The following is a 26248-nucleotide window of genomic DNA, read 5'->3' as shown; positions in this document are numbered from 1 at the left end:
AAAAGGTTGATTATTTGGATGCGGCGTCTCGCTCGCCTGCTTTTTCTTCGTCATTTTTCCTCATGAATTCCAAAATACCTCTGGCATCAGCCTGTGTTATGTTTTGGTTAGGCATTCGGGTAAGACACTCCTCGAGTAGTTTCTGGGCAGTAGGATCCTGCTCCAGCATCACGTCTACATTGGTGATCATATTCAAGATCCACTCGGGTCTTCTTCTGTTGGTTATGCCCTGAAATCCGGGGCCGACCAAGCGCTTATCGTTCAATTGATGACAGGCGGTACATTTCATGTCAACTATTGCTTTTCCGGTTTCGGCCAAGGCAGCATCGACTCCGGTTCCGAGATCTACAGATTTGATTTCACCGATACCTTTTGGATCAGGGGCAGCAGCTTCAGTTGCAACAGGCTCAGAAGATGCGTCAGTTGAGGTAGCAGACTGATCTGTACCTCCACCACAAGCGGTCAGGAGTATCCCCAGGATTCCTGCTGACCAAAGCAGAGATTTTTTCATAGTGTGGATTTTAATTCGATTTGAATGAGTATGAATTGGATTTAAAGGGTATTCGGAGGTAGATTTTTCTCTCAGGAGGGAATAGAAATGGATTCCAAGGCTGACAGGAAAAAGGTTTGAGGCAAGAAAAAGCCAGAGGTGATAGTCAGGGATGAACCCGTGCTGGGCCCATATCATTGTCCCTTGCAGAAAGAGCAGCAACTCCGTCAGAACAAATCCTGCAATAAGGAGGTACCAGCCCGTCAAACTCAATCTGGATACCGGTAGCCAGCCTTTTGCCAAAGCAAAAGCTGAAAGTCCCAAGGTCATGACTCCCAAAAGAACCAAGTGCAGAAAGCCGATCACATACATGCGAATGGTGTAGGACATGACTGCAACTGCCGGAATCACCAAAAGGGCTTGAAGAAGTGCCTTTACTACCAGACTTGCTAGGGCAAGACCCAGCAACAATCTGGAAATGCCGACGAGCTGATTTTTACAGGGTAAAAGCAGTCGGAAAATCCAAGAATAAGCGATCAGCTGTAAAACGACGGCAACACTGTTGACCCGAAAAGCCCAAGGACTAGGCTCAGCCCAAGTCACTGCCAGTGCATAAGTCAAAACCACAGTCAAAGCCGCAAAGCCAAGTTTGAACCGGGTTAATGGAAGCGTTACGCCTTTCTGTTCAAAATGAAGTATCAACAATCCCAACACTCCCAAGACAAACCAGCCATTGAGCTGAAAATGAAGGAACCACTGAATTGACATGAAGTACAGTTCATGCATCCTTCCCAAACTTGAAATGATCGGTCCCAGAGCCCAAAGGCCCAAGGTGGAAAGGAGCTGGAAAACCATGGCCATTCGGATCATTCTCACTCCTGTCTTTTGGCGGTTTTGACTGAGAACCGGTAAAATGATCCATGCGAAACCATAAGTAATCAGGACATGAAGAGTGGAAAAACCTATGCTGATCGGGCCATAACCCTGAAAAGGAAATGAAACGAGCATACCCAGATTGGCAAAAACCGAAGCTCCAAAAAGCCACTTCAATGCGATCTGGCTTTTTGGCTGAAAATTCAGACTGAATACGATCCCGACCAGAAGTACAGTGTATCCCCAGCCCAACAAAGCCAAATGGGAATGTGCATGCAGGATATTTCTATAATCCAAACCAGGAACATCCCAGATATGAAATGACCTCATGATCACTCCCAAAATGGATGCAATCAGAAAAAACCCTACCGCCCAGGTAAGCCACATCGTCCTGTTTCCGATGAAGACAGGTTGAGAAGTGTTGGACATAGAGTGAAGGTCAGTAGTCATATCTCAGTGAGTGATTTTCTCAAAAACCTGTTGGGCCACAGGAAACAGAATGTTGTTTTCCAGATGGATGTGAGTATGCAAGTCGTTCTCAAATTCCTCTAGCATTGCAAAAGCCACGCGATAAGTCTGGCAGGCATCAGCAGGCGGAGTGTATTTGTTGCTCAAAGTCGAAATCCTACGGAATCGCTCCCCTTCAGTATCGTGTTCCTCCTCCATTAATAAGATGGGATTGTCAATGTGCCCAAAGTGGGGTGCCGAAAGATGAAAATCACTTTTGAGGGATTCCTCCATCGCTTTGATGTAAGGAAAAAGTATAAACTCCTCCTTTTTCATGTGAACAGTCAAAGCATCTGCTGCATCGAAAAACAGCGTTTTAATCTCTTCCAATTCCGGGTGTCGCTCCCCATGAACCCGGTTGATTTTTTCCAGGTAGAACTTGAGCGCTGGAATGGTGTCTTCCACATATTTATGGTGAATTTTGAGGATATAATCCACCAATTCCCCCATTCCCATTCCGAGGTAATTTGTGGAATCACCTGTCTGAAATACTTGAAGTAGTTCCTCGATTACCTTTTCGGTATTCAGGCCGCGCATTTCGCAAGCTTCGGACAGTTTTACACCACCTTTGCAACAGAAGTCGATCCCGAGTTCGGTAAAGACCTTTGCAGTGCGGAAATTGTCCGCTACGATTTTTCCTACTTTTTTATCAGCTATTGGATCCATGACTTTAGTAATTTAAAGGACTTTTTTATCCTTTTTTATTTCAAATTTTTTTCAATACTTTAGATACGAAACTCCCTGCCGGATGCCATTGGCCATATCCTCCAGAGTGGTTGTCATCATCATCCCCGTGAGATGATCCCGAATTGCCTTAAATTTATGGTGAGCTGCACAGGGCCGTTTTTCAGTACATTCCTGTAAGCCCAAGGCGCATCCTGTGAATACAGAATCCCCGTCTATCACTTGAACAACCCGATGGAGCGTCACTTTTTTTCCTACTTCTGAAATTTGAAACCCTCCATTTGGGCCTTTTATCGACTCCAGGAGGTTTTCTCTCACCAAGGCTTGGAGGATTTTTGCGGTAAAGGCTTCCGGAGAATTAATCGCCGTTGCAATATCCTTGAGCCCAATTCGCTCTTCTCCTTCCGGCAGTGTTGCCAGAAAAATCATGGAGTTGATTGCGTATTTACAAGCCTTGGAAAACATGGGTTAATCCGATTTATGATTCAAATGTAGAAGGAAAATAATAAAAGACAAAAATATCCTTTTATATTTTTTTATTATTTTTGAACTGTATAGTTTTACCCGAATAAAATTTTAAGAGGAAAATGAAATTTCTAAAACCCTCATTTGTATTACCTCTGGTAGTACTGGGATTAGTGCTGGGAGTTGCGGGTGGATGGATCCGGTTGGGCTACCCTGTCATACCGATTACTGAAGCCGGAGTCAACCATGGGCTTTTGATGGTAGGGGGATTTTTGGGCACCCTGATATCCATCGAGCGGGCTATGGTAATGAAGAAAAAGTTCTGGCTTCTAATCCCAATTCTATCTGGACTTTCAAACATATTCTTTTTGATAGGAGAGGCATCGGCCGGATTGCTCTTTCTACTTTCGGGGTCACTTGGACTTGGACTGATCATTCATTACCAGTCCGTCAAGGACCCAAATTTTCACACCTTCCTCTTGTATTGTGGTGCAGTCTTCTGGTTTATTGGAAATTTTATGGTTTGGAAAAGTGGTTTGATCCCAGCCGGCAGCACATGGTGGATGGGATTCCTCATATTCACCATTGTCGGCGAGCGTTTGGAATTGACCCAGTTCTTGCCCGTCCCATCCTGGTCAAAAAAAGCCCTGGGAGGTTATTTGGGATTATTTTTCATCGGTATGCTTTTCCCTTTTCACGGCTTGGGAAATGAACTGCTGGGTGTGGCTGTCCTAATGATTTCCGCTTGGCTGCTGGTATTTGATATGGCAAAAGTCGCTTCAAAGAAAAAGGGGCAATTCCGCTACACCGGAATTGGACTTCGCATTGGATACCTCTGGATGGGCATTCAGGGGTTGATTTTGCTATTGATGGAAAGTCATCCGCTCTTTTACGATCTGGTTCTACACACCTTTTTCCTAGGCTTCACCTTTTCAATGATTTGGGCACATGCACCGATTATATTCCCGACCTTTTTTGGAATCCGTCAATCACCCTATCACAACATGCTCTGGTGGCCGTGGGCATCTTTTCAGTTGACACTTTTGGGGAGAATTGCCTTTGCCTTGGTAGAAAATTGGGAATGGAGAATAATTATGGGAGTAACCAATGGATTCCTCATCTTCTTGATGTTTTTATCCATGGCAGGAATCCTACTTTGGAAATTAAAATCCAAGAAACTCCAGGTCAAAGAAGCTGAGCAAAATCAGTTATTTATTTAAAGGACTTTTTTGTCTTTTATTATTTTCCAATATACTTTTAGGCATGTATAGTAGAGGTCTAACGAATCACTAAAAAGTAGCCTGGTATCAGGCACCCCCTAAATCCAAAAACCATGAAAAAGTTGTTTAATCACCTGATGGTTGGCTTAGCTTTCGTAGGATTCTCCTGCGGAGGCTCCTCCACCGAAAATCAAAGTTCGGGTACTGAAGGCGCCGCCCTGAACCCCGGACAGTCTGCAGTGGTAGATAATGTCTCGAATCCCAACATTGTACAAGTAGCGGTGGGGTCTGCAGATCACAGCACTTTAGTGGCAGCTTTGAAAGCGGCTGATTATGTGGATGCCCTCACGAATGTGGGACCATTTACCGTGTTTGCTCCGACTAATACTGCATTTGATGCGTTGCCTGCGGGCACTTTGGACGATTTGGTCAAACCTGAAAATCAGCGAAAACTCCGGGATATTCTCGAATACCATGTGCTCTTGGGCGTCTACAAACCTGAAGACTTTGTCAACGGAAGAAATCTGGGAACTGCCGATGGAAGATCTGTCACCATTGCAGTAGCTGAGGACGGATCGGTCACCATCAATGGAGCTAAGATCGTGGGAACGGTCTCCGCCTCCAATGGTATCATCCACGTGATAGACCAAGTATTGCTTCCCAAATAAGAAATTGGTTGTGGTTTTTTTACTAGTTAAAGCCGGATTGAACTTAATCCGGCTTTTCTGTTTTTAAAGAATAATTCAAATTAATTTTCGGACAAATTTATCCGCGATGTTTTCCCAAGCCGCAAAGTACGCTGCCAAAGCAGTCATTTACATCTGGACACAAAGTCTGGAAGACCGAAAAGTAGGTGCAAAAGAAATCGGTAGTAAAATAGATACTCCAGAAGCTTTCACCGCTAAAATCCTCCAAACCTTGGTTAAGGCACACTTGATTGGATCCTCAAAAGGACCCCATGGAGGCTTTTTCGTAGATGAAAGCCATGCTAAATTCACCCTTAAAGACATCATCAAGGCCATTGACGGAGACAATCTGTTTGCCGGATGCAGCTTGGGACTTCCCAAATGCTCTGAAAAAAATCCATGCCCCCTTCACTTCGAGGTGGTTAAAGTCCGAAAGGAACTCGATATAATGCTTACTTCAAAAAGTCTTAAGCATCTGGCCGTGGAAGTAATCAAAGGAGAAACGAGGCTTTCAGCCGTTGTCTGATTTCAATATATTTTCTTTGATATGGGAATAATCCTATATCTAAAGTTTGGAGTCCCCTAGTGGATAGATTCAAAAAAGCCTCTGATTTCGAAATCAGAGGCTTTTTGCTGTTATTTAAATTCATACTCGGCCTTCCGACCGGACTTTTCCAAAATTTCTTTGACAGTTTTTTGGTTGGCTCCAAAAGCCCGTTTTTTGGCAATGTCATCCAAATACCGGTCGATATAGCTTTGACTTAGCTCGGAGCTGTCTCCGTATTTTTCCCGGAGTTTTTCCAGTCGGGCATGCAGGTCTTTTTTGATTTCGGCATAGGCAGGATCATCGTAGACGTTTTTCATTTCTTGAGGATCTTTGACCCGGTCGATCAGTTCCCACTCATCCACATCGAAATAGTAATGCACGAGTTTATACTCTTTGGTCACGATGGCATAGTGCCTCTTAACCATGTGAACAGCCGGATATTCATAGTAATGGTAATAGACCGCATCCCGCGTCCACTTTTCGGTTTCTCCGGTTAGAATTGGCAATAAACTTTCGCCTTGCATATCAGATGGTGCAGGAACACCCGCTGCCTCGAGGAAGGTCTGGGCAAAATCCAGGTTCTGAACCAATTCATCGGATCTGCTGCCCGGCTGAACTTTCCCCGGCCAGGAGACCAAAAGTGGAGTCTTGAACGACTCGTTGTAGATGAATCGCTTGTCAAACCAACCATGCTCACCGAGGTAGAATCCCTGGTCAGAAGTGTACACGATAATCGTATTCTCCATCAATCCGTTGGCCTCCAGGTAATCCAACAAGCGCCCCACATTCTCATCTACTGAAGCGATGGTCCCCAGGTAATCCTGCATGTAGCGCTGATACCTCCACTGCATTTTTTCCTTTTCAGTCATGGTCGGATAGGCTTTTTTGAAGTCTTCGTTCACTCTCATGTACGCCTTATCCCAATTCGCCCGTTGTGCAGGAGTCAATCGACCCACCTCACGTTGGAAGGCCCCTTTGTCCCAGCCCGAGGCATCTGGAATCCCCATTTCGTCCAAAACCTCCGGATACAACTTGGAGTCACCAGACCAGTTCATGTGTTTGAGCAAGTTCATCTCCGCATCTCGTGCAGCCGACCCTCTTCCTGAATAATCATCAAATAGCGTTGCAGGCTCCGGGAATGTTTTCCCGATATAATCCGGCAGATGGCGCTCGGCCATAAGCCATTCCCGATGCGGGGCTTTGTGCAGATACATGAGCAGAAAAGGCTGTTCAGCTTTTCGCTCTTTTTGCAGCCAATCCAAAGTCATGTCGGTGATGATATCCGTCACGTAGCCCTCGACCTTGATTTTTCCTTCATTCTTAGTGATGAAATCGGGGTTGTAATACGAGCCCTGATCCGGCAAAATTTTAAACTGGTCAAAGCCTTTTGGATTGTTGCCAAAGTGGAGTTTGCCAAACATGGCTGTCTGGTAACCGGCCTGTTGAAGGATTTGAGGGAAAGTGATGTTGGTGGTGTCAAATGGAAAATGATTGTCAATTTTCCCGTTGAGGTGACTGTGCTTTCCGGTCAAAATTGTGGCTCGGGAAGGTGCACAGATGGAATTGGTGACGCTGGCGTTGGTAAACAACATCCCCATTTTGGCAATCCGATCGATGTTGGGAGTTTCGATCAGGCGATTGTCATAAGCCGAAATTGCCTGATAGGCATGGTCATCGGACATGATGAAAATGATATTGGGGCGTTGGGGTTCCTCCTTTTGCTCTGTGGCGCACCCGAAAGCTCCCAGAAGCAGGAATATTGAAAAAAAGAGAAAGTTGGGGTTTTTCATGAGTTTCAGAACAGGTTTCTATTGGGTTTCGATGGAAAGGTAAAATCTTGATTTAGAAAGGACCAAACAAATTTTTTCTTTTGTTTCCTGTGTTACTTGGGTCTCCCTTTGGAATAAAGCTCTTTCATGACCCTGATTTTCTCAGGGTCTTCGACCAGCGACTGATCCGAAAACATCATAATTCCAGATGCCGGAGCTTTTGAACCCTCAATCATTACCTGGCGAAATTCTTCAGCGCTGACGATCCCCGGATTGTTATGGGATTGGACTATGGGCCAGATTTGAGTTTGTTTCAGTCTCTCCGGACCAAGAGTCTTGCCCAACCAAGCCACATATTCTCCCACCCAGGTAGTAGGTCTTCCTTTCATGTGGTGAAACAGCATTGGTGCCAGCACATCTGCTCTTTCTGCCAAAGCCACCGGATCCAAACCCATCGTCCGATACAAAGCCGAGTCGTAATCAGCCGGGTACCAAGCGCAGTGAAACACGCCCAACTTTGCCGAAGGCTGCTGAGATTTGAGGATTTTGCCCATATCCTCGACCCATCCGTTGAGAATGCCCACTCGCCATTTTCTCCATTGGGAATCGACATTATTCAATATCCACTCCGCCCGCTGAGGGATAGTTTCTCCTGGAATCACCGTATCGATGGCTGCACCAAAAGCCCCCGTACACCGGTCGCAAAAGCAAGTTTCAGGCAAAATGGGTTCAGGAGTTTCAAATTGGGCATGCCAATGCACGTAATCCAGAAAAACCCCATCCACTTCATATTCCCGTAGAATTTCCTTCAACTGCTCTGACCTAAATTCCTTGAATCCGGGGTGCGTAGGGCAAATCCCCATAAACCAGTCCGCAGGAGGTGATTTTTCTCCTTTTTCGTCAATCGGCCAGGCATCGGGATGATCTTTCAGGTATTCTTTTCCATTTAGAGTAGGGAACTCCACAAATACCTTGACTCCCTGCTTTTTGGAAGTCTCATAAAACTCCCGGTTGAGTGAGACACTTCGCACAAAAACCGCATTCATTCCAAGGGAATCAAAGGAATAGCCTGCCTTCAACAGTGTTCCGGGATTGCCATATACACCCCTGATAAATTCTTCCGGTGCTTCCTGAGCGGGTGTTGACTCACAGGAAAAAACAGCAATCATCAATAGGAATAAAATGGTATTTCTCATGCAATCAGGGGATTATTGGAAAAAACCGGTTCCGTCACTATCAAACGATCGCTGAGGTGTACCAGGTAATTCCACGATTTCGACTAAGCTTGATTTCTCGGGTAAGATGAAAAAAAATACCCCCAATCCCAATCAAAACCCATCGGGAAAGGCGAACCTATGCTTTGGATTTCCAGAGATTTTCCCAACCCAGTCCCAGAAAATTGGGGCCGGTGGTCATTTCGGAGTGGACTATTCCCGGATAGTCGGTATTCCACTCCATGAGCTGCATTTGGTCCGATTTATCCATGACTACGTCCCATCCAATGATCTCTATACTTCCGACGCGCTCGTGAAGTTCGAGGCATTTTTTCACCATAAATTCAAAATCGGGAATCTTCATTCCCTCCCAGCTGATTTTGGAGTCAGGATGTCGGTCCGAAAGCTCCCAATCGGAATTGAGAGCAAAACGATCCATTTCTCCAGTTGGATTCACGCCCACTACCAATCGGGAATCTGCGGTAATCCGATCCGCACCCTTTTGACCAAATCGCATAAATGCCGCCCGATAATGGGCTGCCTGTCCCGGTAGTTTGAGTGTGGTGATTCTAAGCGTTGCAACACTTTCTTGGGTGAATTGGTCGTACCAGTCCGCTTGGTCAATAGGCGCCTGGACTACAAAATCCCGGGAATTTTGAAAATCGAACTGGTCAAACTGACGGGGATTGAGTCTGAAAAATCCCTGTCCCCGCATGGTCGAGTTGAGTTTGATGATGATTTCTGGGAATTGAGAAAAGAAGAAGTCTTTGGCTGCTTGATGGGACAGCACTCGATTATCCACCGTGGTCCAGGTTCCTTTCATAAAATACCCCAAATCCGGCATATCCTCCGTCTGGAGAATCCGCTTGGCAAATTGCCTGAGGTCACTGAGCGGTTTGTGAAATCCATTAGCCTTTGGCAACACATAGCGCCAAAAGTAATTGTCGGGAATCCATCCTTCTTTAAACTCCCCCTGATAGATCGAATAGGCCTTGAGACCCGGGGCAAATCGGAGCGAACCCAATTTCTCCAGAGCATAGGATTCGATCATTTTGTGGCTGGAAGCAGAAAGAGCGTGATTGGGAAGGGTTTTTAGGATGGAACTGGCTGCGAGTTGTGCTTTTTGGTTAAAAGCCTTGTCATGTTCAAAATAGAAATGGGCCTTTGAGATGGCCTTAAGTTTTTTTTTGGCTGAATAAAAAATACCCATGAGTCGAAATGTGATGCGAATGGAAGATAGGGAAAATGGCCTTTTAGAGGATATTTGGGTCAGGAGAAAGTGCGGAAAATTGGAATAGCCTATTCAACCTGAAATATGCATTAGAAAATCTACTACGAATTCTAACACATAATCCAGGTTCAACAATCAAAATCCCTTGGAAGCTGGTGACTTGTCAAAGCAGCTTAAATCATTAATTTGGAATGCTTTAAATCTGATCCACATGACTAATTCCCGATCTCGTTTTTTACTGCTTGCCGGACTGGCGCTAGGCTGGACTTCCTGTCAGCCTCCCAAGTCAGAGCAAGCTTCGATAGAAGATTCCCTCCAGATCCAGCTCCCGCAGTTTAGGTTGGTTGAGACCGACACATTCCATTTCAATAATTTCGTGGACTGCAACATGGCTGAGGTTTGGGTAGGCGATACCCTTCGGATTTTTCCGGGAAAATATGGTGAGGATCCAGTTTGGGGGTATGCGAGGGATCTGAAATTTGCCTCAGGGGCCAATGCTGATGAAGTGTTCAGCACACCTGCCGAACAATACATCGCTCCGACTTTACCAAAAAATGCTCCCGTCGGCCAACCTGGCCTGCATGGGGCGGTATGGTTTGAGACCGTTTACCAAGATCAACGGGACACAACCGGTCGCACCCTCTATGCCATTTATCACAATGAAAACTATCCTGAGACGCTCCCTTTCAATCCTCAAACCGGTGAGGGATATAAGGACAAAGATTGGCCTCTGGGACTGACGGATCGAATCACCCCTGCGGCTGTCCCTCGAATCGGTGTAATGAAATCCACCGATGGAGGCTGGAATTGGGAAAATAAGGGGCTTTTTCTCGAAGATAAAAATGAACGGATGATCCTCAAGCCGCACAATACCTCCAAGACTTTCGCCGGTGGAGTTGGGGATCCATCTGCGGTAGCGGTGGGCGACTACCTCTACCTGTTCTATGGTGAGTACGGCTATCCCGGTAAGTATGATCCAGCCACCTATTCTGCAGAGACCGAATGGAGCGGACAGTGCATCAGTATTGCACGGATAAAACTGGACGATCTGGACGATCCACAGGGAAAAGGAATGAGATGGGATGGAAAAGGCTTCAATGCACCCTGGGATGGCGTTGGACAGCCTGTTTCCTCACTGCAAATCCCCAGATCAGAAGATGGTGGTCCAGCCTCATCCCCTACAGGCGGATTTCATTGGGGACCTTCGGTCAGCTGGAACACCCACCTCGAGTGCTGGGTGATGCTGATGGGCAAAGTGGAAGGTCAGTCCTGGGTCGGAGATGAGTTATACATTTCCTTCAATCCGCACCGGGAGCTGGGTGAAGGAAACAATTCCCAAGCTTGGTCAAAGCCTCAGCTTTTACTCAAAAAACCCGGACATGTACTTTGGTATCCTTCCCTTCAACCCCTGAATTCTCCGGAGGATATCGCCGCCAAAAACACCAGTCTCAAGTTAGGTAAGCGTGCCAGACTGTTTTTCAAATACTCTGACTTGGGGAAATATATGTCAGAGTACATTGTGGAATTTGAAAAGCCAATCCCAAGTCAAAATCCTTGATCAAGCGCGCAGGTTTAAAGAAAATAAATAACACCAGAGGCTGTCTATCGAGAAAGGCAGCCTCGTTCTTTTTTGGGGAAGATTGTGACTTTTACCCAAAGGAAAAGCCAGCCCTGAGTGACTCAGAACTGGCTTTTGGTGAAGTCTTTTTTACTTAAAACTTCAATGCCAGGGTAGCATAGAAGGTTCGTCCGTCAGCAGGCATAATTCCCGGACCAGGATACCCACCTGCTCTTCGGGTGAAGTAGTTTTCATTGGTCAGGTTATTCACCCCTGCTTTTAGGGAATGCTGCTTCCACAAATTCCAGCTGGCAGACAAGTCCTGAACTCGATAAGCGGGAATCACCCCCACAGTGGCAGCAGCATTGGGCAGTTCAGTATTGGATGCATCGGAAAAAGCCTTGCCGATATCACTCAATTGCCAGGTCATGGAAAACTTGCCAAGGTTGTAGGTGGCACCATATCGGTTGATTTTTCGGGGGGCATTTTCTACTTGATTCCCTTTCAGATTTTTGGGCTGGATTTGTCCGTTTGTCACAGAAGTCACCTCAAAGTCACCGTAGGTTGCATCCACAAAAGCTAAGGATGCAAATAGGTGTAGGTATCCAAACCTTGAATTACCAAAAAGCGCTGTCACCGGATCAAATTCCACATAACCCTCAAATCCCTGGCTGACAGAATTACCTAAGTTGGTTCTGAATTGATAGATGCTTCCATCTTCCCGAGTCTGGGCAATGGTACCGATCCGATCTGCATAGTTGAGCAGGAAGTAACTCACATCAAACTGCAGGTAAGAAAACAAGGTGCCTCGGTAACCAAAATCAACATTGTAGCCTTTGGAATCTTTCAGATTAGGATCGATTACATCCGTGGTAGCGGGTGGAGTTAGATCTGAGATGAGGACTGGTCGATAAGCTTGGGAGAAATTGGCGTAAAATTCAGTCCCTGAAGTCAAGTGGTACTCCGCACCCACTCCAACTAAGGCAAAAGAGCGGGCTCGGCTGATCTGATCCAGCAATTGGGGATTTCCATTGACGACATTCAATTGACCCTCCATTACGGAGCGGATGTTTTCTACACGAACACCTGCTGTGACCAAAAACTTGTCCGAAAAACGGAACACATTTTCGACAAAAGCGGCCAGGTTGATATTGGAAAAGTCAAGGTCTCTACGGTAATCCCCTGCCGCAACAGAGTAATCCAAGTCCGATCCCGTGGTTCCAACGCCAAGTTGTTTTCGGTCAATATGGCCATTGAAATATCTCAAACCTGACATCAGCGTCTGATCCTTGCCGAATAGCGTGTAATTGGAGCTCAGTCTAAGTTCGGTGCCGTAAGTGGTGTAATAATCCCGATCCACCTGACGGTTGCCCAAATCATCCTCCACATTGATCGGTCTCATAAAGCCCACACTGTTTCGCTCTGCAAATGTCCCAAAGGCCTTCCAGCTGAGTTTGGTTTTCGGAGAGATAAGATATTCTGCGTATAAAGAAGGAATAAACCATGGCGTACTAAACCAGTTTCTAGCACGGGTACTCTGACGGGAATCCTCTTCAAACTGTGAATCCGTCAATCCTCCCGGTTGCTGCGTATCAGCGGTCATGTAGGTCATTTCCATACCAAGCTTCAATCGGTTGGTAGCAGCATAGCTAACTTCCATGTGGGCATGATCGGTATTGAATTCCCCGTTTTCTCTCCAACCGTTTCCAACTCTTTTTTGGTAGTAGGCGGTGTAGTTCCACTTCCCTTCTGTGCCTCCGATGTAATTGAATGAGCTAAAGAGCCCATTACTTCCGACGGTGTTGATGGTTTCGGCGGTAAACCGTGTTGATTTATCCGGCTTTCTTAAGACAAAGTTCATCAAGCCACCAAACTGTGATCCATACTGCAGGGAAGATGCACCTCGGACAATTTCAATTTGCTCTACCACTTCCATTGGAGGGGTAAAATAAGCTTCCGGATAGCCCATTGGGTCAGGCGTAATGTCGTAACCATTCATCCTCACGTTGAATTCCCAAGAGCGGTTGGGACTAAGTCCGCGGCTCGCCACACCCAATTGAACTCCTGATCCATCATTTTCCCAAATGGTGATTCCGGGAGTTTTTGCAAAAATCTGGCGGCTGTTGTTCATCGCCAGGTTGGCATTGATTTCACTGATCCGGATTACTTCATTCTTTTTGCCGGCATTGATTCGAAAATCATCCACTTCCGGAAGGTGCGTTTGACCCAAGATTCCCCGGCTTGCAGAAAGTCTAAATTCATCCAATAAAAGTGCCTCCTCATTCAGTGTGATTTCCAATGATTTCGTTTCTTTTTCATCAATTGAAAATTCCTTGATCAGGGTCTCAAAACCAACCAAACTGATCTTCAACCGATAATCTCCCTTTGGAAAATCCTTGATTTCAAAATTTCCCTCAAGATCAGACTGAACTCCCCGAACGGTACCTTCCAGCACCACCGAAGCGCCCTGCACTGGAAGCTGCTTCTCATCCACAATCTTTCCCTTCAACACATTCTTCTGAGCAAAAACTGGTACTGACAGCAGCAGAAAAACTCCAACAAACAGGTAAAGCGATCTCATCTCGTAATTTTATCTAGACTTATTATAAATAACGATGCAAACTTATACCCGAATCGTATTCGAGTCAATCTTTATTTAGACTTTTTCTAATTAAAAATGTTTATGAAAAAATTACTTTTCCATAATCACCTGTTTTTGAGATCGCTACAGGTTAAAACCGCCTTAAAGAAAATATTCCAGAACTAAATTGGGCCTAATCAAAGCCTAAAAATCTGTCGATGCCGCCCGCAGCGACATCTGAGATTCCAGACAAATCAGGTAATTCCAAGCTTCCAAAGAAATGAGACTATCCCTGGGAAGGCTTTGATAAACGGATCAAAGTTTTTTACTTATAACCTAAACCTTATCTCATGAATCCTTTACGATTGCTTTTTCTAGGTCTGTTTATCCCCCAGTTGATGTTTGCCCAATCCGAAACGTTGGTCTTTCAAGGAGGTACAGAGGGCCACGCCATCTATCGGATTCCTGCCATCATATCCTTACCTAACGGGGAATTGCTGGCCTTTGCAGAGGGAAGAGTCAACGGAAGCGATGACTTTGGAGATGTGAACTTAGTCCTCAAAAGAAGTTCGGATCAAGGTCTCACGTGGTCAAGTCTTGAAACAATCATGGATTACGACTCCCTTCAGGCCGGGAATCCCGCGCCGGTTGTAGATCTTTTTGATCCAAATCATCCTCAAGGAGTCGTTTACCTTTTCTACAATACCGGCAACAACCATGAATATGACATTCGCTTGAACCGTGGTGTGCGGGAAGTTTGGGTGATGAAATCTTTTGACCTGGGGAAAACTTGGGAAAAACCCGAAAACATTACGCTCCAAGTCCACAAGCCAAACAATCCAAATTTCAATCCATCCTATACTAATCCAGCTGATTGGAGACATTATGCCAATACTCCGGGGCATGCTTTCCAATTTCAAACCGGAAAATACAAAGGGCGAATCGTCGTGGCTGCCAATCACTCGGTGGGGGATCCCATTGAGAACTTTGCGGAATATCAAGCACACAGCTTCTTTACCGACGACCATGGTAAAAGCTTTCAGCTATCCGAATCCGTGGATATTCCCGGTTCGAATGAATCCATCGCTGCCGAACTCAGCAACAGTCGGATGATTATGAGTATCCGAAATCAAAAAGGTGACATCCGCAGCCGAATTCTTGCCTATTCTTCCGATGGTGGAAAGACTTGGGATGAAGCATATTTTGAATCTCAATTACCAGATCCGGTATGTCAGGGTTCTATTCTGAATCTAGGTGAGCAAAATGGAAAAATGATTTTAGCCCACTCCAATGCGGCAGACCAAAAAAACCGAAACAATCTCAGCATCAAAGTCAGCTGGGATGAAGGAAAAACATGGGTAAAAACCATCTTGATCGACCAGGTAGCCGACCCAAAAAATCAAGCTTGGACTGCTTATTCGGATTTGGTAAAACTTACCGAATCCCGGGTTGGGATAATTTACGAGCGGGATAATTACCAGCAAATCGTGTTAAAACAAGTCGATTGGAAGGACTGAAGGAAATTGACAAATCAAGCCTGTTGATTTTTTAAAATGTAATCATTAATCCATTTTTTCCATTCTCAACACACGGCTTTTCCTGAGTTTTTATTTGCCTTTAGCATGATGAATATCATTTTATCCCACCTTTTTATTCGCGTCATTTAATGAAGTAAATGGTTCGGAATAAATTGGTTAAGGGGTCAAAATAGGCTTTCGAAATTTCTGGTTTAGTACGGCAATGAATTCTCAAAACAGGTGATTTTGGATTTAATAAGTTCGGAAATCATGAAAGAGACACTGAAAATTGAACTCGGAAAAATAGCACTTGAGGGAGATTTGACCCTTCCCGCACATTCTAAAGGCTTGGTCATATTTGCCCACGGAAGCGGGAGTGGCCGATATAGTCCCAGAAACCAATTCATCTCCCAATACCTAAACAAACAGAGTTATGCCACTTACCTGCTGGATTTGTATGCGCGGCACGATCCTGAATTGGATCCGGAGGAATTCAACCTCAAGGTCCTTGCCGGTCGACTTCGCGAGGTAACTACCCGACTGAAGTCCTTACCCTATCTGATCAAGCTTCCGGTGGGATTTTATGGTTCGAGTACCGGTGCAGCAGTGGCACTTGTGGCCGCTTCCCTTCTCAAAGATCAGATTCATGCGATTGTGAGTAGAGGGGGCCGAACGGATCTGGCAAATGATGTACTCCATCTGGTCAAAGCCCCTACCCTTCTTCTGGTCGGTGAAAACGATCCACCTATTTTGGATTTCAACCTGGAGTCACTAAGCCTCATTAACGCCCAAAAAGCATTGAAAGTAATACCAGGTGCGAGTCATTTATTCGAGGAACCTGGGGCATTGGAGGCTGTGGCGCTTGAAACAGAGGCTTGGCTTGAAGCCCACTTGAGCAATTCTCCAAGATTAAATAAAAGCAAAACTCCTCATTGACTATAAGCCCAAAGCTATGTTTAAGGATAGAAAAGATGCCGGAAAAAAGCTTGGTGAAGCTTTGATGGTTTATAAAGAAGAGCATCCATTGATTGTTGGAATCCCCAGGGGTGGTATGGAAACGGCCTTTTATGTCGCCCAGAAACTGGAAGCCGAAATGGTACCGGTGATTTCCCGGAAGCTTGGCTATCCCTTCAATCCCGAATTTGCTATGGGGGCAGTGGCGGAGGATGGAAGTCTGTACATGTCTTCGATAGCTTCTGCCAGAGTCAATGAAAGCCAGATTCAGGAGATTTTGGAATCTGAAAAACATGAAATCAGAAGGAGAATCGAACTTCTCCGAAAAGGGAAACCTCTCCCGCCTATGAAAGGCAGGACTGTCATCGTAATAGATGACGGAATTGCGACCGGAGCTACGCTTTTTGCGACTTTGAAACTCTGCAAGAAACTCAAGCCCGCAAAACTGATAGTTGCTGCTCCGATTGGGGCACCCGATACCATCCTACAATTGGAAGAATTAGCGGATAAAATCGTGGTATTGGAGACTCCGGCTGATTTCTATGCTGTATCCCAAGGTTATGAATTCTTCAAAAACCTAAGCGATGAAGAAGCTATGGAATTCATCAAACAATATGAAAAAGACCTAAAGCACATTCACTAGAAATAAATCAAACAACAATCATTAACCCGAACTCTACCATGGAAACGAAAGAAAATAAAAAATTAGGAGTATGGATGGACCAAAGTCATGCCTTTTTGATAAGCTGTGAAAACCATCAGGCCTCCCTTCTTGAAGAGGTGGAATCTCCCGTTGAAAGTATGGTTCGATATCCTGGAGAAACCGACTCTAAAATCCGGGTCGGAAGCACCCACGCCGCTTCCAACAATGAGATTAAAACCAACCACATCCATCAGGAGCAGGTGAAAAGATACTTTTCGCTGTTGGAGGATAAGCTTGCAGGATATGATGAAATCCTACTGAGTGGTCCAGGAGTTCTCAAAACCCAGTTTCTAAAGCAGATTTCTTCCAACAAAGCCTTCAGCAAAGTAAAAGTCCATACGGTGGATGCGGATAAGATGACATCCAATCAGCTGTTGGCATTTGTTAAGAATCACTTTTCCTAAGCCAAAAACGGCCCGGGATGTCAAACAATATTCTCAACGAACACACCTGATGAATTCCGGGCCGGAGGATTTGATTCCCCGATAAAGCAATTGTTGATCGCCTGCTTCATTTCGAAAAACAGTAATCCCCTTGGCTCCCAGCTCCCAGGCTTGTCGGTAAAGTTGATCGACGTCACCAATGGTTGAATCCGAAGGGAGATTGACTGTTTTGGAGACGGCATTATCCGTGAATTTCTGAAAAGCAATTTGATGGCGTAGGTGCCATTCCGGAGAAATTTCGAGGGCTGTCCGGAACAGCTCGCGAAACTTCCCGGGCAATTCCTTGATATGGGTGCAGGTCCCACTGGAAATAACCTGATCCAAAATTTTACCCTCAGCTAACCTTTCGGATTTCAGCATTTCCAAGAAAAGCGGATTGATGGTCTGAAGGGTTTCCCCATTCAGAACATTTTTCCGCTGAAAAGCCAAGGCAAAAAGGGGCTCGACAGAGGAAGAAGTGTCTGCTAAAATGGAAATGGTACCGGTGGGCGCAATGCTCGTTCGGGTGGCATTCCTCATGGGTTGGTCCGGAAAGAATACGCTTTTCTCCCAATTGGGGAAACTTCCCCGCTCAATTCCCAATCTGGAAGATGCCTTGAGGCTTTTCTCCTGAATAAAACTCATGAGTCTTTCAGCCAAACTGATGGCATCTACTGAGGCATAGGGAATTCCAAGACGAATCAGAAGTTCTGCCCAGCCCATGACTCCAAGTCCGATTTTACGGTTGGCCAAGGAGGCTTTGGAGATGGATTCGGATGGAAATTTATTGATGTCCAAGACATTGTCCAAGAACCGGATCGACTTCTCGACAGTTTCTCCAAGCTTTTTCCAATCCAATTCAGTCCTTTCTGCTTCTACAGTTTTTACAAATTTCGTCAGGTTGATCGAACCCAAATTGCAGGATTCATTGGGAAGCAGCGGGACTTCTCCACAGGGATTGGTGGCAGCTATTTCCCCTATGGAGATAACCGGATTGGCCGCGTTGATGGTATCCAAAAAGATCAATCCCGGATTACCGGACAGCCAGGCCTGCTCACATAATTCACTCCAAAGGACACCTGACTTAACCATCCGGACTGATTTTCCGGTTCGTGGATTGATCAGGTTCCAGTCTGCGTTTGCCTCCAGAGCCTTCATAAACGAATCCGAAATTCCAACGGAAAGATTAAAGTTTTTGAGCCTTTTCCCCTCTGTCCTCAATCGGATAAATTCAAAAATATCCGGATGATCCACATTCAAAATCCCCATATTGGCTCCCCGCCTTTTTCCTCCCTGCCTGATGTGCTCAGCTGCAAAATCAAAAACCCGGATGAATGAAACGGGACCTGAAGATTGACCTCCACTTTGACTGATATGGTCTCCGGAGGGCCTCAATTCGGAAAAATTAAACCCGGTACCTCCTCCTTTCTGCTGCACTAAAGCTGCCAGTCGGAGGGTCTGAAAAATCCCGCTTAGGCTGTCCTTGACAGGAAGAACAAAACAGGAGCTCAGCTGTCCATAACCCGTTCCGGCATTCATGAGTGTAGTGGAATTGGGTAAAAAATCAAGATTGGACATCATGCCAAAAAATTCCCGCTCCCACTTTTCCACTCCCTGCTGACTTCCATACTTTTTTTCAGCTTGAGCTACTGTTTTGGCTACCCTGAGCAAAAGCTCCTCCGGCGTTTCCTTTGACCTGCCTGCAGCATCCTTGATCAAATACCTTTCCTGCAGAATCTTCCGTGCATTTTCACTCAGCAGCTCCATGGTTTCAAGGTTTGGGACATTGGAGGAAATTTTCTAAAAACTCAAGTCATTAATTTACTAAAAAACAGGCTGCTTTCGCCTCTAATCCCTCAGATAGGAAACTCGCAGCTTTTGCAATTGCAATCAATTTGACAGGATGTACAATTATGATTAGCTTTTCAGTTCAACAACCCACACTAACCTTCATGAGAAACACTATCTTATCTTTTTTGCCAAAGACTAGCCTTGGGCTCTTTTTGGCTGTGGCCCTTTTTGCCTGTCAAGGGAAAGAGACAACAACTCCCGTAGCTGAAGAAAGAAGCAATACCCTGCTGAAAGATTACGTCCACAAACCGGATTCCACGTTCCGGTATGAAATCGTGCATTCGGTACCCGGAGAAAAGTATGATTTCCATGTGCTGAAGATGTACTCCCAACACTGGCTTACTTCGGATATTTTGGACAAAACTGAATGGTGGCACTGGGTATCTCTGGTAGTACCAAAAGACACTCCACATGAGACCGGCATGCTTTGGATTGGAGGAGGAAGTACCAATTCCAAAATGCCCGAAGAACCTGATCCGCTCATCTTAGCGGCTTCCACCGGAACAAATTCGATTGTGGCCCAAATCCACAACGTTCCTTTTCAACCCATCACTTTTGCCAATGACACCTTTGGAGAGCGCTATGAGGATGAGATCATTTCTTACGGTTGGAGAAAATTCCTGGAAGGTGGTGCTAAGGATGAGGACGCAATCTGGCTTGCGCGTCTTCCGATGACCAAAGCCGCCAAGCTTGCCATGGACGCAGTTACTGCCGTAACAAAAGAAAAATACAACAAAAACCTAAACAGCTTTGTAGTCGGTGGTGCTTCAAAAAGAGGCTGGACCACATGGACCACTGCTGCGGTAGATGACCGGGTAGTGGCAATTGTACCGGTGGTAATCGACTTGCTCAATTTGGTCCCATCCTTTCAGCATCATTGGAAAAACTATGGGTTTTGGGCACCTGCAGTCGGTGATTATGTGCGGGAAGGTGTAATGGATTGGGTAGGTACGCCTGAGTTTGACCGGATGATGGAGATCACCGAACCCTATTCCTTCCGAAAAGAGTATGACATGCCCAAACTCCTGATCAACGCGGCAGGGGATGAGTTTTTCCAACCTGACAGCTGGAAGTTTTATTGGGACAGTTTGCCTGAAGAAAAGCACGTGATGTATGTACCCAACTTTGGACATGACGTGGGAGATTCCGATGCCATTCCCAATCTGATCGCATTCTATTCCTCCGTTTTAAACAAAACTTCCCGACCAACATACAGTTGGAAAGTCGAAGGAGATCAGATCAAAGTCACTTATGACCCAGTCAACAAACCTGCTTCGATCAAACTCTGGTCTGCCTACAATCCAATGGCCAGGGATTTCAGGATTGATGTCTTTGGTCCAAACTGGACTGCGGAGGAAATTCCAGTACCTGATTCCGGAGAATTGACCGTCAACATGACCACCCCTGAGTCAGGATACCGAGGATACTTTGTCGAATTGACCTTTGCCGGTGAGACACCGATGAAAGTAACTTCAGGGATCGATGTCCTTCCAAGAACCTATCCTTTTGAAGCGTTTGTTCCTAAGAGGACTTCCGCTGCTGCCGGAAATTGAGAATCAGCAAGTGATACCCTTCAGGTGATTGGGCAACCCTGCCAATCACCTGATTTCTTTCTTTACCATTTCACAACAGGTCACAGCCGGACGGTTTCTCAAAAAAGTCCGGCTTTTTTGTTAAGGTGATTTTCCTGTTTTTCCACCAAAACCGCTTATCCATGGGTGCTTTGATCAGCTTTTTTAGTCTTCTGGGATTCCTTTCTCTTAGTTCCGAAAAAGAGAATATTGATGTGAAAATAATCTCTTCAGGATTCATTTATGAAACAGCCCCTTTTCCGGAATGCCACGCTTCTACCCTCCTGGAAACACCGGAAGGAATCATGGCTGCGTGGTTTGGTGGCACCTATGAAAAGCACCCGGATGTAAGCATTTACACCTCATTATTCCAAAACGGAGAATGGTCTGAACCTGCGCTGGTGGCGGATGGAGTGGAAAACGAAACCTTTCGAAACCCGACCTGGAACCCAGTTTTGCATCGGCTGGAGGATGGAAAAATCGTCCTTTTTTACAAAGAAGGACCAAATCCACGGGAATGGTGGGGTCTTTACAAAATCTCAGACAATGGAGGAAAAACCTGGTCGAAAGAAACCCAAATTCCTCCCGGTTTTTTGGGACCGGTCAAAAACAAATCCATCGTCCTGCCTGATGGGAGACTTCTGCATCCGAGCAGTTTTGAGACCAGCCGGATCTGGACAAGCCATGTAGAGATCACCGACCCTGAACTCAAACATTGGAAAAAAACAGAAATAGATGGTGCTGGATTCGGAGCAATTCAACCCACCGTACTCATTCATCCTGGTGGAAAACTCCAGCTGCTCTTCCGCACTCAACAAGGAGAAATCGCCACCTCTTGGTCATCTGATACCGGAAACACCTGGAGCAAAATGGAATCCACAGGTCTGGTCCACAACAATTCAGGAATCGATGCTGTGACACTGAAAAACGGGTACCATCTACTCGTTTGTAACCCACTCAAAAAAGGCAGGAACAAGCTTAGTCTTCTTGGATCTACAGACGGTATTTCTTGGGAAGAACTCCTGGTTTTGGAAGATGAAAGCACGGGTGAATTCAGCTATCCGGCGATTATTCAAGCAAAAGACGGCACGATTCACATCAGCTACACTTACCATCGCAAAAAAGTGAAGTACGTCCACCTCAACCTCTGAACAAAAAAACTCAATCTCAAACCTATGAACCTATCCCAACCATTCCAGGGGATTTTTCCTCCGATGATAACGCCGCTAAATCCGGATTTTTCCCTGGATGTAGCCCATACCGAACATGTGATCGAGCACCTGATTGAAGGGGGCGTTCATGGGATTTTTATCCTTGGTACCACCGGTGAATCGGCCAGTTTAAGTTCCGATGTAAAAAGCGATCTCATTCGCCTGACCTGCAAAAAAGTAAACGGAAGGGTACAGGTACTGGTGGGAATCACCGATTGTTCCTTTGTCCAAAGTCTTGACTTGGCAGCTATCGCTCAGGAATCCGGAGCAACCGCCCTGGTCGCCGCACCACCCTTTTACATCAACATCGGGCAGGAAGAATTGATCAACTATTATCAAAAACTAGCTGATGCGGTGGAACTGCCGCTTTTCCTTTACGACATGCCTTCCCACACCAAGATCAACATCGCAGTGGAAACGGCCGTGACACTTTCGGCTCACCCCAATATCATCGGGATCAAGGACAGTTCCGGAAATCCGGAAAATTTTAAGGCCTTGTGTCAGGCATTTAAAGGCAAACCTGATTTCAAAATCTTTGTCGGCCCTGAAGAAATTTTGGCAGACACACTACAAATGGGCGGTCATGGAGGTGTCACAGGCGGAGCAAATCTTTTTCCCAAGCTCTATGTCAGCCTTTATGAAGCTTTCCACAATAAAGATCTGGACCGGGTCAGGACACTTCAGGAGACCATTCTTTACCTGAGTGAAAACCTGTACCAAAACGGCACTTACAAATCAAGCTACCTCAAAGGCCTGAAGGCTTCTATGTCCTTCGAAGGACTTTGTGATGGAAGTCTGGCACTTCCGCTTTATCCCTATTCCGAGGCCGAACAGGCTGTACTTCATGTAAAATATCTGTTGGTGAAAAAACGAGTTGAAGCTATTTTGGAGCAGGTAAAGGTAAATGGGTAAATTTCCTGCCCATTCCCGCTACCTACAGCCAAAAATCACTCCGCCAACAATCCTCCCCTAACTCTCCATGCCAGTACTAGATCTAATTATTTTCATTGTTTACATGCTGGGTATTGTAGGATTTGGGATTTCTTTCTCCTTTCGAAAAAGGACTTCGAGCGATTTCACCACCGGAGGAGGCCGACTACCGGCCTGGGCCATCGGAATGTCCATATTTGCGACTTTCGTCAGCAGCATCAGTTTCCTAGCCTTGCCTGGAAATGCCTATTCCGGCAATTGGAATGGATTTGTCTTTAGCCTTTCCATCCCACTGGCTGCTTGGATTGCAGTGAAATTTTTCGTCCCGCTTTACCGAAAACTCAAAAGCGAATCGGCTTATTTCTACCTCGAGCAGCGATTTGTTACCTGGGCGAGAATCTACGCATCCATTTGCTATCTCCTTACCCAATTGGCCCGAATGGGGGCCATCATGTACCTCTTGGCCCTCCCTATGAATGCATTGCTGGGCTGGAGTATTCCGATGATCATCGTGATTACGGGAATCAGCGTGGTCATTTATTCCATGATGGGAGGAATCGAGGCCGTCATCTGGACAGATACTGTACAAGGAATCCTACTGATCGGAGGAGCTTTGGCTTGCTTGTTCGTGATTTTTTTCACCATCCCAGGGGGAGTCAGTGAAGTCTTCAGAATTGCAGAACAGTCACAAAAATTCAGTCTGGGAAGTTTTGAACTGGATTTTACCACCTCCACCTTCTGGATGATTTTGGTATATGGTCTGTTTATCAACCTTCAAAATTTCGGTATTGACCAAAGCTATGTGCAGCGCTATTTGACTGCCAAAACTGAGGACGAAGCCAAAAAATCCACCTGGCTGGGAAGTTTGCTTTATTTGCCAGTGTCTTTTGTTTTCTTTTTTATCGGCACGGCTTTGTATGCTTATTACGATGCCCAGCCTGGTTTACTTCCGGAAGGACTCACCGGAGATAAAGTTTTCCCCTACTTTATCGTCAATCAGCTTCCAGTGGGATTCACAGGCTTGTTGATTGCATCCATATTTGCGGCAGGGATGAGCACGGTCTCCACTAGTATCAACAGTTCCGCCACGGTGATTCTTTCGGATCACTTCAGCAAATACATTCATCCAAATCCTTCCGAAAGGCTTTCCCTTCGAGTCTTGAAACTTTCCTCCTTGGTCATGGGACTCCTAAGTATTGTGGTGGGTTTGGCCTTCAATGGTGTCACTAGTGCCTTGGATGCCTGGTGGGCGCTTTCCTCGATTTTCAGTGGGGGAATTTTGGGATTGTTTCTGTTGGGCTTGCTCTCCAAGGCTAAAAATCCTCATGCCATTTTTGCCGTAATCCTTGGTGTCCTGGTTATTGGGTGGATGAGCCTATCTAGCGTTTTGGTCAAAAGCGGAATGGATGAATCCTTGGCGAATCCTCTCCACACGAACATGACCATCGTGATGGGAACGTTGACGATTTTCTTGGTAGGGTTTGGATTGACAGCGCTTTTCAACCGAAAAACCAGCTGAAATCAGGAATTGGTGACCCTACTCTCCAAAAACGGCAACCACTCCTCTGCCTGCCGTTCGGCATATTCGGCCAAAAAGTAAGAAAGGGAAGGCTTAAAGGGTTGGGATCGTAAAATCATTCCTGCCTGCTCGGGAGTTTTATCGCCTTTGTTCACATTGCATCGGTTACAGGCAGTAATCAGGTTGGTCCAATTGGTTTTGCCTCCTTTTGACTTGGGTATAATGTGATCGATGGTCAGGTGTCTTTTGCTTCCACAATATTGACACTCTCCATTGTCCCGCTTGAACAAATTGGCTCGGTTGAGTAAAACTCCCCTGAAGGGAATGCTTTTATAATGGGTGAGGCGAATAACCGCCGGGTATTCGAAACTCCGGCTAACCGTTCGAATTTCGAGCAATTCGTAGGTCGAGAGGATGTTTGCTTTTTCCAAAAGCAGCAGGACAATGGCCTTTTGAACCGGCACCACCGCAACCGGAGAATGATCTAAGTTCAGTACCAATACCCTCTTTTCCATAGCTAATTCACCACTGATCTCGCATCAAAAACGACTTGTTCTCCTGTATTGTTTCTCAAAAAGTCTTCCCACTCGTCAATGTCTGAAACCCTCATCCGATTATCCATCCAGAGGATTTCCTCAGCACCGAGAAATAAGCCAAAGTGGGACTCCTGTTTTTCCAAGTCTCTGAAAATAAACAAATCACCCGGCATTGCCTCCTCCGGGGTGATACTTTTACCTGGAATTTTACCGGACTTCCAGGAATAGCCTCCAATGGCGTAAATGATAGCAAAACCCTGATCCCCATCCAAACCGAAAATGCTCCTTCCCCCGGCCTGAAAAGGTGCATTGAGGTACCGGAGGGCAATTTCCACCAGCTCTTCCCGGCTGGCCTTGACAGCATGTGCGCGGTAGTTGCCGGTAAACCCGATGTGGTCTTGCCAGTTGAAAAGTTCGAGTTCGGAAAAATGAAGTCTGCTTCCAGGCAACAGGTAAAGATTGGTCCCGAGGTACTCAATGGCAGCAATTGGGCTGGTGACCACCTGAAAGTCCTGGTTGAGAAACTTCTGGTATTCGTCTCCGGTGATTTCCTTGATGAGTTTGGCCCACACCCATCCGCCCATTCCGGTGTCCTCGTGGTACACCCGAAACCATTGCCTGTCAGAGGTCAGGCCGTTGATTTGGTAACATTCTCCAAAAAGTAACTGAGTGACCAGCGCGGAATCAAAGGTGGGCTGGCGGTAAACCGGAAGGATAGTCTGTCGACATATCCCATATGCATCAATCAAAGGCCATTCGCTGGAGCTCTCTTTTTGCATCTTTTTCCTTCAGGTCCTGTCGTTTATCGTGGGTTTTCTTTCCCCGAGCCAGCGCAATTTCCAGTTTGGCTTTGCCTCGGTCATTGATAAATATACGAACCGGAATGATTGCCAAGCCTTTTTCAGCTGACTTAGTTTCGAGCTTTTCCAATTCTTTTTTCTTCAAAAGCAACTTTCTATCCCGGACTGCCACATGATTGTAGCTTGCAGCCATACTGTATGGCGCAATGTGCATTTGACGGATGTAGAGTTCCCCGTCCAAAAACATGCAATAGGCTTCAGTCAAAGAGACTTTACCCTCACGGATTGATTTAATCTCTGTACCCTTCAGCATCACCCCTGTCACATAGGTATCAATGAATTCAAACTCAAAGTTTACCTTCTTATTCTTGATGTTGACGATTTTTTCGAAGCGGTTGGGCTTGGACAT

At 45.9% G+C, this 26248-nt stretch carries 23 protein-coding genes; 12 read left to right on the top strand and 11 right to left on the bottom strand.

The genetic code is table 11. From position 1 onward, the window contains the following. Positions 1 to 10 precede the first annotated feature (10 nt). The 3 genes from D0X99_RS20580 to D0X99_RS05530 are packed head-to-tail and all read right to left on the bottom strand — an operon-like array spanning position 11 to position 3019. Complete coding sequence (locus D0X99_RS20580) at positions 11 to 1813, bottom strand: c-type cytochrome (RefSeq protein WP_233553658.1); 1803 nt, start codon at positions 1811 to 1813, stop codon at positions 11 to 13. 3 nt (positions 1814 to 1816) lie between these two features. Then, on the bottom strand, positions 1817 to 2536 hold the full coding sequence (gene ric / locus D0X99_RS05535) for an iron-sulfur cluster repair di-iron protein (protein WP_119476652.1): 720 nt from the start codon (positions 2534 to 2536) through the stop codon (positions 1817 to 1819). A gap of 51 nt (positions 2537 to 2587) precedes the next feature. After that, the gene (locus D0X99_RS05530; protein ID WP_119476651.1) at positions 2588 to 3019 is read right to left on the bottom strand and encodes an RrF2 family transcriptional regulator; all 432 of its coding nucleotides are present in this window, start codon (positions 3017 to 3019) and stop codon (positions 2588 to 2590) included. Positions 3020 to 3141: 122 nt separating this feature from the next. On the opposite strand from D0X99_RS05530, the gene D0X99_RS05525 reads away from it, so the two are divergent. The 3 genes from D0X99_RS05525 to D0X99_RS05515 all read left to right on the top strand — a co-directional run bounded on the left by D0X99_RS05525 (position 3142) and on the right by D0X99_RS05515 (position 5451). Further along, complete coding sequence (locus D0X99_RS05525; RefSeq protein WP_119476650.1) at positions 3142 to 4239, top strand: hypothetical protein; 1098 nt, start codon at positions 3142 to 3144, stop codon at positions 4237 to 4239. 113 nt (positions 4240 to 4352) lie between these two features. Further along, positions 4353 to 4907: a fasciclin domain-containing protein gene (locus D0X99_RS05520; RefSeq protein ID WP_119476649.1), complete on the top strand. Its 555-nt coding sequence runs from the start codon at positions 4353 to 4355 to the stop codon at positions 4905 to 4907. 106 nt (positions 4908 to 5013) lie between these two features. After that, positions 5014 to 5451: an RrF2 family transcriptional regulator gene (locus tag D0X99_RS05515; protein WP_119476648.1), complete on the top strand. Its 438-nt coding sequence runs from the start codon at positions 5014 to 5016 to the stop codon at positions 5449 to 5451. Between the two features lie 110 nt (positions 5452 to 5561). Here D0X99_RS05515 and D0X99_RS05510 read toward each other — a convergent pair whose 3' ends face one another. The 3 genes from D0X99_RS05510 to D0X99_RS05500 form a co-directional block, all read right to left on the bottom strand. Further along, positions 5562 to 7262 carry a sulfatase family protein gene (locus D0X99_RS05510; RefSeq protein ID WP_119476647.1) on the bottom strand — a complete coding sequence of 567 codons (1701 nt, stop codon included), beginning with the start codon at positions 7260 to 7262 and terminating at the stop codon, positions 5562 to 5564. Positions 7263 to 7354: 92 nt separating this feature from the next. Beyond that, on the bottom strand, positions 7355 to 8437 hold the full coding sequence (locus D0X99_RS05505) for a family 10 glycosylhydrolase (RefSeq protein ID WP_119476646.1): 1083 nt from the start codon (positions 8435 to 8437) through the stop codon (positions 7355 to 7357). Between the two features lie 157 nt (positions 8438 to 8594). Then, entirely contained in the window at positions 8595 to 9665 is a 1071-nt protein-coding gene (locus tag D0X99_RS05500) for a sugar-transfer associated ATP-grasp domain-containing protein (RefSeq protein ID WP_119476645.1), read from the bottom strand. Between the two features lie 232 nt (positions 9666 to 9897). Between D0X99_RS05500 and D0X99_RS05495 the strand changes: the two genes are divergently transcribed. Then, the gene (locus D0X99_RS05495) at positions 9898 to 11244 is read left to right on the top strand and encodes a hypothetical protein (protein ID WP_119476644.1); all 1347 of its coding nucleotides are present in this window, start codon (positions 9898 to 9900) and stop codon (positions 11242 to 11244) included. Positions 11245 to 11398: 154 nt separating this feature from the next. On the opposite strand, the gene D0X99_RS05490 is transcribed toward D0X99_RS05495, so the two are convergent. Then, positions 11399 to 13825, bottom strand: a complete 2427-nt coding sequence (locus D0X99_RS05490; RefSeq protein WP_119476643.1) for a TonB-dependent receptor — start codon at positions 13823 to 13825, stop codon at positions 11399 to 11401. Between the two features lie 350 nt (positions 13826 to 14175). Between D0X99_RS05490 and D0X99_RS05485 the strand changes: the two genes are divergently transcribed. The 4 genes from D0X99_RS05485 (at position 14176) to D0X99_RS05470 (ending at position 17403) form a co-directional block, all read left to right on the top strand. Continuing rightward, positions 14176 to 15342: a sialidase family protein gene (locus D0X99_RS05485; RefSeq protein ID WP_119476642.1), complete on the top strand. Its 1167-nt coding sequence runs from the start codon at positions 14176 to 14178 to the stop codon at positions 15340 to 15342. A gap of 270 nt (positions 15343 to 15612) precedes the next feature. After that, positions 15613 to 16278, top strand: a complete 666-nt coding sequence (locus tag D0X99_RS05480) for a dienelactone hydrolase family protein (RefSeq protein ID WP_119476641.1) — start codon at positions 15613 to 15615, stop codon at positions 16276 to 16278. A gap of 16 nt (positions 16279 to 16294) precedes the next feature. Beyond that, positions 16295 to 16939, top strand: a complete 645-nt coding sequence (locus tag D0X99_RS05475; protein ID WP_119476640.1) for a phosphoribosyltransferase — start codon at positions 16295 to 16297, stop codon at positions 16937 to 16939. Positions 16940 to 16977: 38 nt separating this feature from the next. After that, positions 16978 to 17403, top strand: a complete 426-nt coding sequence (locus D0X99_RS05470) for a hypothetical protein (protein ID WP_119476639.1) — start codon at positions 16978 to 16980, stop codon at positions 17401 to 17403. Positions 17404 to 17436: 33 nt separating this feature from the next. Here the strand turns inward: D0X99_RS05470 and D0X99_RS05465 are convergent, their stop codons facing one another. Further along, positions 17437 to 19188 carry an adenosylcobalamin-dependent ribonucleoside-diphosphate reductase gene (locus D0X99_RS05465; protein ID WP_119476638.1) on the bottom strand — a complete coding sequence of 584 codons (1752 nt, stop codon included), beginning with the start codon at positions 19186 to 19188 and terminating at the stop codon, positions 17437 to 17439. Positions 19189 to 19373: 185 nt separating this feature from the next. Between D0X99_RS05465 and D0X99_RS05460 the strand changes: the two genes are divergently transcribed. From D0X99_RS05460 to D0X99_RS05445, 4 genes are all read left to right on the top strand, one after another. Next, positions 19374 to 20825 (top strand): PhoPQ-activated pathogenicity-related family protein, encoded by a 1452-nt coding sequence (locus tag D0X99_RS05460; protein ID WP_119476637.1) that lies wholly within the window; start codon positions 19374 to 19376, stop codon positions 20823 to 20825. Between the two features lie 161 nt (positions 20826 to 20986). Continuing rightward, positions 20987 to 21994 (top strand): sialidase family protein, encoded by a 1008-nt coding sequence (locus D0X99_RS05455; protein WP_119476636.1) that lies wholly within the window; start codon positions 20987 to 20989, stop codon positions 21992 to 21994. 24 nt (positions 21995 to 22018) lie between these two features. After that, on the top strand, positions 22019 to 22966 hold the full coding sequence (locus tag D0X99_RS05450) for a dihydrodipicolinate synthase family protein (RefSeq protein WP_119476635.1): 948 nt from the start codon (positions 22019 to 22021) through the stop codon (positions 22964 to 22966). A 67-nt stretch (positions 22967 to 23033) separates the two neighbouring features. After that, positions 23034 to 24503 (top strand): sodium:solute symporter, encoded by a 1470-nt coding sequence (locus D0X99_RS05445; protein WP_119476634.1) that lies wholly within the window; start codon positions 23034 to 23036, stop codon positions 24501 to 24503. A 2-nt stretch (positions 24504 to 24505) separates the two neighbouring features. Here D0X99_RS05445 and D0X99_RS05440 read toward each other — a convergent pair whose 3' ends face one another. The 3 genes from D0X99_RS05440 to smpB are packed head-to-tail and all read right to left on the bottom strand — an operon-like array spanning position 24506 to position 26248. After that, on the bottom strand, positions 24506 to 25018 hold the full coding sequence (locus D0X99_RS05440; RefSeq protein WP_119476633.1) for an HNH endonuclease: 513 nt from the start codon (positions 25016 to 25018) through the stop codon (positions 24506 to 24508). Between the two features lie 2 nt (positions 25019 to 25020). Continuing rightward, positions 25021 to 25818: an SH3 domain-containing protein gene (locus tag D0X99_RS05435; RefSeq protein WP_147392191.1), complete on the bottom strand. Its 798-nt coding sequence runs from the start codon at positions 25816 to 25818 to the stop codon at positions 25021 to 25023. Then, on the bottom strand, positions 25781 to 26248 hold the full coding sequence (gene smpB / locus D0X99_RS05430) for an SsrA-binding protein (RefSeq protein ID WP_119476631.1): 468 nt from the start codon (positions 26246 to 26248) through the stop codon (positions 25781 to 25783). Before smpB ends, D0X99_RS05435 begins: the two co-directional genes overlap by 38 nt.

Origin of the sequence: Algoriphagus lacus, from assembly GCF_003583985.1 — a bacterium.
Taxonomy (GTDB): domain Bacteria; phylum Bacteroidota; class Bacteroidia; order Cytophagales; family Cyclobacteriaceae; genus Algoriphagus; species Algoriphagus lacus.
Note: the sequence above shows the minus strand (reverse complement) of the source record. Positions and strands in the feature narration are given on the sequence as shown.